At 65.4% G+C, this 13,855-nt stretch carries 10 protein-coding genes; 1 reads left to right on the top strand and 9 read right to left on the bottom strand.

The genetic code is table 11. The features are described from left to right. Window positions 1-3: 3 nt before the first annotated feature. The 5 genes from BT264_RS18575 to BT264_RS18595 form a co-directional block, all read right to left on the bottom strand. Window positions 4-2,982, bottom strand: a complete 2,979-nt coding sequence (locus tag BT264_RS18575; protein ID WP_072439765.1) for a molybdopterin-dependent oxidoreductase — start codon at window positions 2,980-2,982, stop codon at window positions 4-6. A gap of 55 nt (window positions 2,983-3,037) precedes the next feature. Beyond that, window positions 3,038-3,775: an OmpW/AlkL family protein gene (locus tag BT264_RS18580; protein WP_072439762.1), complete on the bottom strand. Its 738-nt coding sequence runs from the start codon at window positions 3,773-3,775 to the stop codon at window positions 3,038-3,040. A 140-nt stretch (window positions 3,776-3,915) separates the two neighbouring features. Next, window positions 3,916-5,886, bottom strand: coding sequence for an acyl-CoA synthetase (locus tag BT264_RS18585; RefSeq protein WP_072439760.1), 1,971 nt, complete (start codon window positions 5,884-5,886; stop codon window positions 3,916-3,918). Beyond that, window positions 5,883-6,839, bottom strand: coding sequence for a fumarylacetoacetate hydrolase family protein (locus tag BT264_RS18590; RefSeq protein ID WP_072439758.1), 957 nt, complete (start codon window positions 6,837-6,839; stop codon window positions 5,883-5,885). Before BT264_RS18590 ends, BT264_RS18585 begins: the two co-directional genes overlap by 4 nt. A 37-nt stretch (window positions 6,840-6,876) precedes the next feature. Beyond that, on the bottom strand, window positions 6,877-7,947 hold the full coding sequence (locus BT264_RS18595; protein WP_072439756.1) for a VOC family protein: 1,071 nt from the start codon (window positions 7,945-7,947) through the stop codon (window positions 6,877-6,879). A gap of 470 nt (window positions 7,948-8,417) precedes the next feature. Here BT264_RS18595 and BT264_RS18605 point away from each other — a divergent pair, with 470 nt between their 5' ends. Further along, the gene (locus BT264_RS18605) at window positions 8,418-9,191 is read left to right on the top strand and encodes a TetR/AcrR family transcriptional regulator (RefSeq protein ID WP_072439754.1); all 774 of its coding nucleotides are present in this window, start codon (window positions 8,418-8,420) and stop codon (window positions 9,189-9,191) included. Window positions 9,192-9,313: 122 nt separating this feature from the next. Here BT264_RS18605 and BT264_RS18610 read toward each other — a convergent pair whose 3' ends face one another. The 4 genes from BT264_RS18610 to BT264_RS18625 all read right to left on the bottom strand — a co-directional run bounded on the left by BT264_RS18610 (window position 9,314) and on the right by BT264_RS18625 (window position 13,770). Then, window positions 9,314-9,841, bottom strand: a complete 528-nt coding sequence (locus tag BT264_RS18610; protein WP_072439752.1) for a TetR family transcriptional regulator — start codon at window positions 9,839-9,841, stop codon at window positions 9,314-9,316. A gap of 203 nt (window positions 9,842-10,044) precedes the next feature. Then, window positions 10,045-10,746: a PqiC family protein gene (locus BT264_RS18615; protein ID WP_072439750.1), complete on the bottom strand. Its 702-nt coding sequence runs from the start codon at window positions 10,744-10,746 to the stop codon at window positions 10,045-10,047. After that, a complete protein-coding gene (locus BT264_RS18620; protein ID WP_072439748.1) occupies window positions 10,743-12,338 on the bottom strand; it encodes a PqiB family protein in 1,596 nt (531 codons plus the stop codon). Before BT264_RS18620 ends, BT264_RS18615 begins: the two co-directional genes overlap by 4 nt. 40 nt (window positions 12,339-12,378) lie before the next feature. After that, a complete protein-coding gene (locus tag BT264_RS18625) occupies window positions 12,379-13,770 on the bottom strand; it encodes a paraquat-inducible protein A (RefSeq protein WP_072439746.1) in 1,392 nt (463 codons plus the stop codon). Between the last annotated feature and the right edge of the window lie 85 nt (window positions 13,771-13,855).

The raw sequence follows: 13,855 nt of genomic DNA on the forward strand, positions 1-13,855 counted from the left end.
TCCTCACGCTGCGCGACCGAGCATGAATGCTTCGGCACCGCGCCATTTCTCGACCTGCACCAGGCAGGAATTCGGGCTCATGCTGCTGGTGCCGGCGGTCTGCGGCCGGTCAGGGGTGAGCATGTTCATGCAACCGCAAATCTCGACTTGCTCACCGTCGATGTCGATCAACTGAAATTCGGCGCTCGCCTCGTAGGACTTCACCACGCCGGCGTTCACGAGCGGCGAGACATCGGCAGCACAGATCACGGCGCCGCGGTCGTTGTGCACCTTGACGAGATCGCGATGGGCGATGCGTCGAGCGGCAGCGTCGGCCGGATTGAGCCTCAGCAGCCAGAATCGGTGCCCCGCGATCAGCGCGCGATGATCGTCGATGCCGTTCACCGCGGAATTCTTGCCGTCACAATGGGTATGAAAGCTGTAGCGGCTGTGAGTGGCGATCAATTGCAGCGGATAGCGCCGAGCCAGGTCCGAGCGCAGACCCTCCCACGAGGGGATATATCGGTTGAGCGGCGGCCGCTCGGGATTGTCCGCCGTGTGCCGCTTCAGCAACTCGGGCACGAACTCCAGCTTGCCGCTTGGCGTCTGCAGGCCCTTGCCGAACTTTTCCGGGTACTGCGACGGCAGCGGATGAGGTTCCGGCAGGTCCTTCCTCCTGTCTTCCGCATACCAGCGCATGTCCACGGGATGGCGAAGCTCGGGCTTTTCGGGCGGCACGACGAAGTAGCCCTTGCGGCAGAATTCGCGCCACGAAATGTGATCGGGCAGATCCGACGAGTCGAAGACGCGCTTGACCCAGTCAAGATCGCCGCAGCCTTCGGTGAAAACGCCACCCAGGCCCAACCGAGTCAGGATGGCGGTGAAAATGTCGTAGTCGGAGCGGGACTCGCCCAAAGGCTCGATGCACTTGTGCTGCAGCGTCAGCATGCGATGGTTGACCGTGCCATACCCATGGTGGGCGTAGCCGCCCGAATTCGCCCATTCTCCGATGTCCCAACGCTCCAGCGAAGTGCACGCGGGCAGGATGATGTCGGCGAACTGGGCTTCGCCTTCCATCCAGATGGACTGATTGACGACGAACTCGATGCTCGAGTGCCGGTAGGCCTGCGTCCACCGTCCGGAATTCGTCACGGTACTGAACGCGGATCCGCCGTAGCGATAGATCATGTGGATCGGCGAATAGCCGGGCATCGGGTAGGTGAACGGCGCAAACTGGGCTTCCTGGGACATGCCGTCCCAGAGATAACCGGTGGCTTGACCGTTGAGGATCGCATCGGGCATCTGCTGTCGCGGCACCATCTGCTTGACGGGATTCATGGTCAGGATGTGCGGCATGCGCTGGTAGTTGTCCACCGCATTGGCGGTCCACGCCAGATCGCCCGAGATGCCGCCGTCCGCGTAGCCAGGGAAGTAGAACTGGAGATCGTGCGGGACGCCGATTTCGAGGCAGCCGAAATTCACTCCCGGCTTGCCCCAGCCCTGCATGGACATCATCATGATCATGCAGCGCGCCCATTGCGCTCCGGTCGCCCCGCGGCCCGCGCCACCGAATCCCGCGCCGGTCATCCCGACGGCGAGATGAACCTTTTTCTTTCCCCATAGGCGCGCAAGCGCACGGGCGTCCTTGGCCGGCACACCGGTCTCGCTCTCCTGCCACTCGGGAGTCTTGGGAGTCCCGTCGGTTTCGCCCAGAAGGTAGGCTTTCCAATCGTCGAAACCGGTCGTGCGCGTCGCGACGTAATCCTTGTCGTACAGGCCCTCGACGGTCCATACATACATGATGGCAGTCGCCAGGGCGGCATCGGTTTGCGGCCGGATCGGGATCCAGCGGCCGCCCAGCAGCTGTGCGGTCGGATTGCAGTGCGGGTCGATGTGAACGAACTCGATCCCGAGTTCCTTGGCCCACAGGCGGCGCGGTGTTCCCTCGAATCCTGCGTAGGCCCCGTTGGTACTTTCGGGGTCGCAGGACCAGAAGACGATCATTTCGGCTTCCTTCAGGCCATCCTCGAGGCCGCCGTAGCCGGAGGGCACGCCGACGCGCATCGAGTTGCCGAAATGATGCATGGCGCCCCAGTACCAGCCTTCCCAACTGTCCGGATTCGCGGCGACCCGGGTAAAGCCGATCAGGTTGGCGAAGCGCGTCAGCGCGCTGAGGTAGTAGCCCACGTTGCCCCACTGGTGGTGGGACGACATCGGGAAAGTGATGGAACCGGGGCCGTGAACGCGCTTCTGCCGATTGATCTCCTTGGCGACGATGTCCAGGGCCTCGTCCCAGCTGATACGCACATAGCCGGACTTGCCGCGGTTCTGGGGATTGCGCTCGCCATCGGGGTCGAAGTCGACCCGTTTCATCGGGTGGAGGATGCGCTTGTCGGAGTAGACCAGCGACTTGAGCGTCAACGCGTGGGGCGCGACCAATCCACGCCGTGGCGGGCTGAAGCGGCGTCCCCGTGCCTCGATCACCCAACTCGCCGCATCCGTATCGTCCAGCTCGATGGGGGTCACGCGGACGATGCGGCCATCCTTGACGTAGACGAACAGGGGCCCGCCATTGGTACAGGTGGTGTAGCGTCGGGTGCCGTCGCGCATGGGCGTGCCCATCGGCAGGCCGACGGTGCGCATCATGCTCAGGGTTTGCATGAGCCAGACCAACAGTTCGTCCTCGCCCTCGGTGACCACCTTGAAGTTCTTGGCGGCGTGGACGATTTCGCCCTGGTCGGGGCGGGGAGAGAGGAACTTCAGGGCAGTGGCGACATCCTTGAAGGCCATGCGCACGTCGGGCCGCGGATGCTTGCCGGCGCGCGACCGAATACGGCCATTCTTGAACTCGATGGCGCGACCGATGCTTTGATCCATGAGCCCGATCCACGCGACGAGATTGCGCTCCTTGAGGCGATCACGATAGTCGGGGAAGCGGCGCGCCGTCAGGTCCAGAACCTTGGGCAATGCAAAAAGAATGGTCTTGAGAGCCTGTCGTTTCATCGTTCGATCCAGAGTGTTGCTTCTATGCGGGGGCACTGGCATCCGGGCACACCCGCTAGAACGTATAAGCGACGTTCAAGAAAACGCTGAGGGGGTTGAGTCGGAGCGTCGATTTGGAAACGATCTGCGTCCCGGTCGCGGTCTGTCCGTATAACGTGAGGTGGGTCTTCACCGGCATGTAGTTGACGGAGGTTCCGACAGACCAGTGTCTGGTCACCGCGTAATTCGCCCCGATCTCGAACACGGGGTTCCACGAAGCGCTGAGCGTCGCGCGCGCCGAGCCCCCCGGCCCGAAGCTGTCGGAGACGAACTGGCTATTGGTGGCTCGAACCTGGGTGAACCACGTATAGTTCGCGCCAATGCCCAGGTACGGCCGGAATTTCGATGTGGCAGAAAACAGGTGGTATCGCAGTTCGATCGCAGGCGGCATCGGCCTTGTCGTGCCGAGCGTGCCGTACTTCTGCAACGTCCCGTCGCCAATCAGATTGACTTTCAGCGGCATTCCAAAAAGCATCGCGACACCGAAGTGGTCGGTGACGTAGTACTCGGTGGCAATGCCGAGCGTATCCGTCGAACTGGCATGTGCGCTGCTACCGGCCAGTTCCTGATTCACCGTTACGCCGCCGACACTTTGCACGATCAGGGGCGTTGCATTGCCCTGTGGGGCGATGTGTAGCCATCCTACTGATGTCGTGATGCTTCCGGCCGCCTGTGCCTGCGCATCGTCGGCAAGCAAAGCCGAGCCGATACAAACCGCCACGCCTGCGAAGCGCGTCGTCCGCCTGAAATTCATCTTGTGTCTCCTCTGTCTCGATCCGTCTCTATGAATAACAATAAATTTGGATGCCTTATTGAGTTCGTCGATCTTCTTCCGATGTTGGTGCTATCCAGGCTAGCCGCGCTCCTCCATCGCCGCGGATCTGTTGCTGTCGGTCACGATGACCGTGTTGGCTGCGCGGCGATCGAGATCGAGAACGCAAACGGAAAACGCCCCAGCACCACGCGCGCCGCAGTCTCGAGCCCGGGGTCGCTCAGCTCGACCAGGACCGACATTCCGCTTGAATCGTTGGTCGTGATGTCGACTGATGCGCCAGGGGCTCCGCCCTGGTCCAATGCCGCGCGCAGCGCGTCGCTCGTCTCGCGGCGCTTGAGTTCCGGTTTGAATATCTTGCCGACGCCAGTGAGCGGGATCGCTTCGACGATTCGGACGTGTTTGGGCAGGGCGGCGCGTTCAGCGATCTCCTGCTGCATGAACACTTCCAGATCGTGCTCGGTAGCGGTCATACCCGGCTTGAGCTGAACATACGCCACCGGCAACTCACCGGCATATGCATCGGGGCGCCCGATTGCCGCGGCGATCTGGACCGCCGGGTGTCGATGCAGCGGTTCCTCGATCGTCGCCGGGTCGATATTGTGTCCGCCGCGGATGATCAAATCCTTCTTGCGGCCGGTCAGCCAAAAGTAACCGTCGACGTCGCAGCGGCCCAGGTCGCCGGTGTTGAGCCAGCGCTTGCCGTCGCCAAGATCGAGCCACAGGGCGTTGTTCTGGTCGGGACGCGTGTAGCCGGTGAAAACGTTCGGCCCGGAAATGACGAGCAGCCCCTCTTCGTTAGCCGCGCAATCGCGCAGATACCGTCCCGCATCGTCCACGACGACTGCTTTCATCGCCTGGAAGGGGATGCGCAGCCCGATCGATCCCAGCCGGCGCTCGCCGGTCGGCGGGTTGACGCTGCTCACGCACGTTCCTTCGGTCAGGCCGTAGCCTTCGAGAATCCGGATGCCCGTTTTTTCCTGGAACGCTTTGAACACGCCGACCGGCATCGGTGCCGCCCCGCACAGGCCGTATTCGAGCGAATCGATGGCGTGATCGTTGACGGGAACGTCGAGCAGCGACGCATAAAGCGTCGGGACGCCACTGAAGAAATTGATGCGATGATGTTCGACGATTTCCCAGAAACGTTTGACGACGCCGTCCCCCCGGTAACCGTGCGGCGTACCGAGCACGACATGGGCGCCGCGAGAAAACGGCAGCAGGCCGGTCACCATCGCGGCATTGACGTGAAAGAGAGGCAATCCGCAGAAAGTCGTCTTGCCAGGGCCGATGCTGTCGCCGAGGAACCGGCCGGCGCTCCATGCATTGGCCACTTCGTTGCCGTGGCTGCGCATCGCGATTTTCGGCAACCCGGTGGTGCCGCCGGTGCAGAAGAACGACGACATGTCGCCGGGTTGAAAGCGACGCACGTTATCGAGCGCCGCACCCGATTCCCGCACGATTGCCGTACCGAAGTCGTGAATCTGGATATGCGCTGGCACCGCGCCGCGCAAACCACCATCGCCGTGCAGCTTCATGCACGCGTCACGCTGGAGCGTTCGGGCTGCTGATTGCGCCGTGCCCCGCACGCGATCGGCCGGATTGACCAGCACGAGATGCCGCAGCGACTCGACCCGGTGAAGGATATTCGCCACTTTCTGCCAGAGATCGGTCCCGGGAAACGGTGCAAGCGTCACGAGCACGCTGGCGCCGGCCGCATCGAGCAGCTTGGCTATCGCTTCACCTTCGAGCAGCGGATTGATCGCGCAGACGATGCCGGCCGCCTGCCCGCCCCAGATCACGAAATGCGTTTCGGGAAGATTGGGCAGGGCATAGGCGATCACCGAACTCGAGCGCACGCCGATGCGTGTGAACATGTTCGCCGTACGCGTGATGTCGCGCACCAGCTTGCGATAGGTCCAGCACTCGGCGTCGCGGTGCGCATCGGCGGTCGCAAAAAAGGAGAGCGCGGGCGCGGACGGATCGATGGCCGCACCGGCGCAAATCATCTCGTACGTGCTGGCAGGGAGGTCCTGCGGAAGACCCTGCGCTTCGATCGTCAGCACGTCGTCCGGGGTCGCGATGCCGTTCATGCTGCTTCGTCCACGATCTCGTTACGTTGCACGCCCAGATCGATCGTTCCGTCGCGGCTCGCGATCCGAGCTTCGACGATGTCTCCGGCCTTCAGGTATTGTGCGCGTCCCGCCTGCACCTTCATGAACATCTTCCACTTGACGGATTCGGGAAACAGCGCGACGGCCCGCTGCTTGAGCGGCGACGGAATGCTGAGTGCGCAGCCGGCCGGCGTGCCGGTCGCGAGCAGGTCGCCGGCGCGAAGGTCGTGCACGCCCGACAACTCGGTCAACGTTTCCGCCGGACCATAGACGAGGTTCGAGGTCGAGTCCCGCTGACGCACCGCGCCGTTGACGGTCAACGTCAGGTCGAGCGCCTTCAGCTTCGGGAAGTCACGCCGCTCGAGCAGGCACAGATAGGGGCCGACCGGGCCAAACGTCCGGAAACTCTTGCCCTTGTAGAACTGCATCTGCGGGATCTGGACATCGCGCGCGGAATAGTCGTTGACGATCACGGTGCCGGCGACGTAGTCGTGCAGGTTCTCGTCCGTGATCTGCCGGTGGGACGTGATGTCGCGTTTGAGGATGAGGCCGAGCTCGATTTCGTAGTCGAGAAACCGGACGTGTCGCGGTTTCACCACCGGTGAGTCGGCGGCGACGATGCAGCTCGTCGCCTTCGTGAAGATCATGTTGAACTTTTTCGCGTCCGGATCCATGCCCGATTCGATCATGTGCTGACGATAATTCGCGCCCTGGCAAACGAATTGCTGGTTGGCTGTCACCGGGGGCAGCCACTCCACCTCTGTCTCCGGAATCGTCGATCCCTCGAGCATGGCGAGTCGTTCGACCGGATTCGCCGCGAGAAAGCCCGCGGTGGTTTCGAAGTCGCCGGGAATCGGCGTGACGGCGCCGTTGGCGGCCACCCCCCATTGGGCGCGGCCGTTATGCCGGAAGTGCAGGACAAGCAGTGACATGGATGGATCTCTCGGGAGTCGAATAGTCGGTTGGGGGTCAGGCGAACAGCTTCGCCAGGGTCAGCAGCTTGCTCAGCGTCAGATCGGGACTGCGGCGCAGGTTGCGAAACAGCGCCGCGAGACTCGACGGCGTGAACCGGGGCTTCGTGAAGCTGCGCGGCATCGTCGGGCCCCACTGCGCCATCGCTTCGCGGCTGACCGGGTGCACGCCTGTCGGCTCGTTAGCCGTGAACAAGTCGCCGTCGCAATAGTGTTCGTGCTTGTCGCCCCAAGGGTCCTGCCAGTAGTCGAAGATCTGGCTGCCGAGAATGTGTCGGCCGATGCCCCACGCATGCGTCCACCCGCTGTCGCGGAGCATGCGCTGGCCCATGCCGACGGCATCGGCGTCGATCAGTTCGTACGCGCTATGGCTATAAGTCGGCACGAATCCTTGGGCGAGCGCGAGCGTATGGTGATCGGCCGGCCTGTCGCCCAGATCGAGCCGCATGAATGCCACCGCCGGGGAGCCGTCCGGCAACACCTGGACATCGCTGGGGATGAACCCGAAATGCTGCGTGTACCACGCGCAGGTTTCCTGGAAGTCGGCAAGCTCGAGCACGACGTGCCCGAGCCGAATTACTTCAGGGGTGCTCGCCGGCGGCCGCTGCGTCTCGTTGATTCGCACGGGCGCGTCGACCGAGTTGAACGGGAGCGGAGCGCGATGCGGCAGCGTGTCGGCCCGTGTCTGGCCCGCAATCGCGTCGACCCGAAAACCTGACGGATCGGTGAGGCGCACCCGCTGGCCGCCACCGGGCCAATCCGATGCCTCGACCTTCGACGCGCCAGGGACGCTGGCGAGCGCCTCCAGATCGGCCCGACTGTCGACCCGCAATCCGAAGCCGACGAAGCGAGCCTTCGGCGCGTGGCGAACGACATAACAGAAGTGTGCGGTGCCCGTTCCGCGCAGCAGCAATTGCGTGTCGTCCCGCCATACCGTTCGGAGACCGAAGTCGTTGAGAAAGTGCTCGGCCTCGCCGAGGTCCGGACGATCGAAGATCAGATAGGCGAGCGCCGATGCCTTCGTCGTGGGGTGGGGGTGTCGAGCCGGCTGGGTGGTGGTCAGTTTCATGGCGGATGGCAGTCAGGCAGGTCGAACGGCAATCGCGAAGGCACGCGCCATCGCATCGAGGGGCTGTCCGCGCGACGGCACGCATGCAAGCGCACCGTCGCATGACATGACTGGCCGGCCCATGAATGTCGCGGCGTCACTCGTCGATTGCGCATGTAGGCGGCGCGCGTCGTCGTGGGGGCGACGACTGCCCGGAAAATCGTCCGCTACGGCGCCGGCCGGCCCGGATCCCGGGATCGGTACGCCGAGCGTCGAACGCAATCCGCGCTCGGGCGACGAGGGCGGGTTGTCGTGAATGGACGCGCTGGCGTCCGTGTGCAGATGTGTCTCCACCGTTTCTCCATTCGTCTGTCGATCGGTTCTCGAGGCCTCGTTTCGCTGCCTTTTGTGACATTAAAATCATAGATGATGATTTTGTCAATATAGACATATTAATCTATACTTGGGCACGAACAAGGATCGGAAACGTCATGCCGAATACACCGAATCGCCGGACACCGAAGCGCTCCGCTCCGGAAGCAGCCAACGCGCCGGAACCAGCCAAATCCGCGGTCGCGGTCGCCGAAGAGCGCGAGCCGCGCGGCGCGCGCCGCAAGCGCGAGACCCGGGCCCGCCTGCTGGACGCCGCGCTCAGGCTGATGGCGCAAAAGGGCATGGAAGGCGTCGCGATCAACGAAATCACCGAGGCCGCGGACGTCGGCTTCGGCTCGTTCTACAACCACTTCGAATCGAAGGAGGCGATCTACGCGACCCTCGTGGAATCGGTATTCGAGGAATTCGCGGATTCGCTCGATCGCGTGGCCAGCGGCTTGTCCGATCCGGCGGAAATCATTTCCGTGTCGGTACGGCATACGCTGATACGCGCACGGCGCGAGCCGGTGTGGGGACACTTCCTGATACGCGAGGGTTTTTCGGCGCGCGTCCTGACGCTCGGCCTGGGCCAGCGCCTGCTGCGGGACATCGAGCGCGGCATCGCCGAGAAACGCTTCGTGGTCGCCGACCCGTTCATCGGCTTCCTTTCGGTTGGCGGTACGGTGCTGACCGCCATTGCGGCCGAGCTCAACTTCGTCGCGCCGGGCGCGCCGGCGGCCGATGTGCTGAAGGAACTCGGCTTCAGCGGAGAGCATTTCCCGGAACGCACGGCGGCAACGCTTCTGCATACGCTGGGGCTCAAGCGCGTGGAAGCCGAGAAGATCGCAAGCCGGCCGCTACCGGTCGTGGAAGCGGCCGAGACGGCGCAGTGACGCAGCGCCGTCGCCCGCTGCCAGGCCCGGGTGGGTCAATTGCGGACGAGCGGCAACACGGCAGCTTGGGCCGGGATGTGGCGGATGTTTGGCGAATCCCGGCCGGGTGGCCCTTTCTTACGCTACGTTGAATCATCGCGCCGGGCATCCCGCGCGCCGGCGCTCAGCAGCGCGACGCCGAGCGCGGCTGCCCGCCCGGTCGCGGACGGCATTCGATTCGCGGCGCCCGCCGCGCCGCTTGGCGTCTCCGGTTGCGCAGCCGGTTCGGCGTGCAGGCCGTCGACGATGTGCCGAAACGTGGCATCGCGCAGCGCGTACAGATGGACCTCGACCCACAGCGGGAAACATTCCCAGCCGGCGGCAATGTCCGCGTAGTCGGCTGCGGTGCAGGAGCCTCCGCGCTCCGGCGCCGCCAGCCGAACTTTCGTGATCATTCGATCATGGTCACGGCGAAGGATCTCGATCAACAGCTCGCGCTTGTGTTCGAAGTGCGCATAGAACGCGCCGCGCGTGTACCCGGCGCCCTCGGCGATATGTTCGACGCTCGTATCGGCAAAGCCTTTCGCAATGAATAGCGCGCGAGCGGTGGCGATGAGCCGTTCGCGGGTGTCGAGCCTGCGTTGCTCGCGCGTGAGTCGGGCGGGTTTCATCCTGGGTTGTCCATGCAGGTGCAAATGATCGAAGCGGCGCCACACCGCGCCGCGCGAAACGCCGGATCGACGCGGGAACGGCGCAGCGCCGAGTCGTTGTTCGTCGAGATGATTTCGCCTGACGATGTAGCTTGATCGTGCAGGGCACGGCGCGAGGCCGCTCGCCCAGCCCAACCCGACCGGGCGCGTGTTCGCGGCCCGATTCAATCGTCGAGCGGATCCGGCGCGCCGCGCTCGGCGACGGGTGGCGCGATCCGTCGGTCGAGTGTTCCCGCGCGGCATCCGGCGGGCGGCGGCGCGTGCGTGGCCGCCGCGCGAATGCCCGCGGCGATGCCGAGCGCAAGCGTGTCGAGCGCATGGCGATGCGCGTCGACGAGCGCGTCGTAGCCCGCCGACGCACCGGCCCGAACGATGCTGCGGCAAGTCAGTGCCGGCTGTCCGGAGCCGGCGTCCACCGTCCATGTCGCATCGAGCAGCACGTGCGACGCCGGCCACGATTCGACACGCTGGACGTCCACGGCGACCCGATAGACCGGCGTGCCATCCGGATGGGCGACGCGGTGAACGTCGATCGTGTTCAGCCGGGACGTGACGCGCGTCGACAGTCCGCCGCGCATCTCGTCGCCGAGCGGCGAAACCCACCGCTCCTGTTCCAGAATGTCGACCCGTTCGGGGCCGCGCTGCACCGCGAGCCGGTTGCCGTCCGCGGGCGCCGCGACGTGCACGCTCTGCATGTCGATCAGCCATGCGGGACGCGCGGCGCCGGATTCGCCGCCCGCGCCATCCGCCATTCCGAGCGTATGGAATCGTACGGGCGGCGATGCACAGGCGCTGAGCACGGCCAGCGCGACGCACGTCGCGATGCGGATCGGCATCCGGATCGTGCGAAACAAATGCGGCGTCATTTCGGTTCTCCTTTCTTGCCGAAGAGCAGCGCTTCCGGATGCCGCTCGAGATAGTCGGCCAGCGTATTGAGCGACTGGAGCGTATGCGTGAGCGATTGCATCGCGTAACGAACGTCCGATTGCATCGGCGAATCCTGCCGCAGCGTCGCCTGCGCGGCGTCGAACGTGCGTTGCGCCGCCGCCAGCGTGTCACGCGCCTGCGGCACGACCTGCTCGTCGAGGTGTCCGAACAGCTGGTTCGCATGCTCGAGCGCACCGTTCAGACTGTTGCCGATCTGGTCGAATGGAACCTTGTCGAGCTTCCGGGCGATGTCGGCGAGCTGAACCTGCAGTTCGTCGAGCGTGTTCGGAACGGTCGGCAGCTCGACCGGCATGCGGCGTACGTCCACGCTCGCGCGCGGCGCCTTCGGGAACATGTCGAGCGCCACGTACAACTGGCCCGTGAGCAGGCTGCCGGTGCGCAGCTGCCCGCGCAGCCCCTGCAGCACCAGGTGCTCGAGGAGTTCGTGGCCGCCGGCCGTATCGGGGGCCGGCAGCGCGGTGTCGCTGTGCCGGCTCAGCCTCGACGGATACAGCGCCATCGTGACCTTCATGCTGAACGTGCGCGAGTGCTCGTCGTATTCGATCCCGATGTTCGTGACCTGACCGAGCGCGATGCCCCGCAAATCGACCGGCGCGCCGACGGACAGCCCGCGCAGCGACTGGTCGAAGCGCATGACGACCATCAGCGGCGTGCCGTCGGGGTCGCGCATCGCGTCGGCTTCGTCCGGCGCGAGCCGGAACGACGCGTTGTCGGCCGCCGGCGGTGCATCGGCTTGCTCGGGCGGCGACTGAAACGCGAGGCCGCCGACGACCACCGTCGCGAGCGACTGCGTGTTCAGCTTCAGGCCGTTCGAATCGAGCCGCAGATCCACGCCGCTTGCGTGCCACCAGCGCGTGTTGGTGCCGACGTATTTGTCGTACGGCGCCTTCACGAACGCCTGTACGTCGACGCCCGTGCCATCCTTGTCGAGCGAGAAGCCGACCACCTGGCCGACCTGCAGGTGCCGGTAGAACACCGGCGAGCCGATATCGATCGAGCCGAGCGAATCGCCGTGCAGCAGGTAGCGGCGGCCCTGCTGGTCCGCGGTGACGGCGGGCGGCGTCTCGAGGCCGGCGAAGTCGGTCTGCTCGTGCGGCGAGCGGCCGAGGTCCGCGCCGATGTACGCGCCGGAGAGCAGCGTGCCGAGCCCGGAGATGCCGGTGGCGCCGACACGCGGCCGAACGACCCAGAATCGCGTATCGCGGTTCGCGAACCGCGCGGCTTCCTTGGTGAGCTGGATGCGCACGACCACGCGCTTGAAGTCGGGCGTAAGCGTGATGGCCTGCACCGAGCCGATATCGACGTCCTTGTAGCGGACCTTGGTCTTTCCGGCTTCGAGGCCTTCTGCGTTCGCGAACGTGACGGTGATCGTCGGGCCGGTCGCGGCAATGTTGCGGTACACGAGCGACAGCCCGATCAACGCGCACACGAGCGGAACGATCCAGACGAGGGACGGGATCCAGCGGCTGCGCGGCCGGATCCCGGGTTCAGGCAAATCGAGGGGAAGCATCGTATGAATAGTCGTAGAGTTGCGACGGGCTTGCGCTCGTTCAGGATCGAGGGCGGGCGGCTGCGCGGTGCACGCCGTCCCAGATGAGTCGCGGATCGAACTGCATCGACGCGCACATGGTGAGTACGACCACGGCGCCGAACGCCAGCGCGCCGGGGCCGGGCGTGATCTCGGCGAACGAACCGAAATGCACGAGCGCGATCGTCAGCGCGACGACGAACACGTCGAGCATCGACCAGCGGCCCACGCGCTCCACCAGTCGATGGAGCCGCGCGCGTTCCAGCGGGCGCCATGGCGTGCCGCGATGTGCAGCAATGGCCTGCAACGCGAGAATCGCGAGCTTGAGCATCGGCACGAGCACGCTCGCGACGAACACGACGACGGCGAGCGGCCAGTCGCCGGACGTCCAGAAGTACGCGACGCCGGCGAGAATGGTGTCGTCCTCGGTGCAGCCGAGCGATGTCGCGTGCATGATCGGTAGCAGGTTCGCCGGAACGTAGAGAAGCGCGGCCGCGATCACGAGCGCGCCCGTGCGTGCGGCGCTGCGCGGGCGGCGTTCGTGCAGCATCGATCCGCAGCGCGTGCAGCGCGCGCCGGCGGCCTCGGTATGCGGCGGCTGCACGCGTCCGCATGTGTGACATGCGACCAGCCCCGCGGCGCGGGCCGTGACGCTTGCCGGCCGGCCGTGCCCGGTCGCGCTGGGCGTGTCCGTTGCGTCCGTTGCGTCCGTTGCGTCCGCTGCGTTGGGCGCCACCGGTGCAGCGCGCCGCGGCGTGTGCCGCCGGCGCGACACTGCGGCGGGCGTAGCGCCGCCGCGCAGCGTGATGATCTCGTCGCGCGCTTCCCACAGGCCGCCCAAGTCGAACGACGTGAGAAAGCCGAGCATCATGGTGAGGGCGCCGAACGCAAACAGCGCGGGGCCCGGTATCACGTGCGCGACGCTCGTCATCTTGACGATCGTGACCAATATCCCGAGCAGGAACACCTCGACCATGCTCCACGGGCGTAGCCGCTGCATGTTGCGCAGGACCGGCTCGAAGCGGGGCGGTACGCGGCCCGCGCGCAACGGTACGAGCACGTACAGCCACGCGGCGAGTTCCAGCAGCGGGAACAATATCGTCATGCAGAACACGATCGCCGCCACGACCGGTTGCCCGTGCAAGCGCAACGCGGCCACCGCGTCGGCCGGCGTCGCGTGCGATGCGATGCCGGCTGCGTCGAGCGCGACGATCGGAAAGGCCTGCGCGATAAAGTACGTGAACAGTGCTGCGAGCGCGATCGCGCACAGCCGGTCCAGCGCCGGGCGGCCGTGCGCGCTGCCGCTCACGCGGGCACGGCATCTCGGGCAGTGGGCAGCCAGCGCGCGCAGGCGCGGCGGCCGCCGAAACAGCAGGTCGCATTCGTGGCAGGCGACCAGGTTTTCGGGTTTCATCGGAAATCGATCAAGCGGGGTGAGGGAGTGCCCGGCGCCGCGGTACTCGCGGTGCGCCGGTCGTCGGGCGTCGAGGTCCGGGCCG

This window comes from Burkholderia sp. NFPP32, assembly GCF_900119325.1.
Classification (GTDB): Bacteria; Pseudomonadota; Gammaproteobacteria; order Burkholderiales; family Burkholderiaceae; genus Burkholderia; species Burkholderia pyrrocinia_C.

What these genes read in the sequence shown, in the direction of transcription:
- BT264_RS18615 (WP_072439750.1), bottom strand. Translation starts at nt 10,746, where the DNA reads ATGACGCCGCATTTGTTTCGCACGATCCGGATGCCGATCCGCATCGCG.
- BT264_RS18625 (WP_072439746.1), bottom strand. Translation starts at nt 13,770, where the DNA reads ATGAAACCCGAAAACCTGGTCGCCTGCCACGAATGCGACCTGCTGTTT.
- BT264_RS18620 (WP_072439748.1), bottom strand. Translation starts at nt 12,338, where the DNA reads ATGCTTCCCCTCGATTTGCCTGAACCCGGGATCCGGCCGCGCAGCCGC.
- BT264_RS18585 (WP_072439760.1), bottom strand. Translation starts at nt 5,886, where the DNA reads ATGAACGGCATCGCGACCCCGGACGACGTGCTGACGATCGAAGCGCAG.
- BT264_RS18575 (WP_072439765.1), bottom strand. Translation starts at nt 2,982, where the DNA reads ATGAAACGACAGGCTCTCAAGACCATTCTTTTTGCATTGCCCAAGGTT.
- BT264_RS18595 (WP_072439756.1), bottom strand. Translation starts at nt 7,947, where the DNA reads ATGAAACTGACCACCACCCAGCCGGCTCGACACCCCCACCCCACGACG.
- BT264_RS18610 (WP_072439752.1), bottom strand. Translation starts at nt 9,841, where the DNA reads ATGAAACCCGCCCGACTCACGCGCGAGCAACGCAGGCTCGACACCCGC.
- BT264_RS18605 (WP_072439754.1), top strand. Translation starts at nt 8,418, where the DNA reads ATGCCGAATACACCGAATCGCCGGACACCGAAGCGCTCCGCTCCGGAA.
- BT264_RS18580 (WP_072439762.1), bottom strand. Translation starts at nt 3,775, where the DNA reads ATGAATTTCAGGCGGACGACGCGCTTCGCAGGCGTGGCGGTTTGTATC.
- BT264_RS18590 (WP_072439758.1), bottom strand. Translation starts at nt 6,839, where the DNA reads ATGTCACTGCTTGTCCTGCACTTCCGGCATAACGGCCGCGCCCAATGG.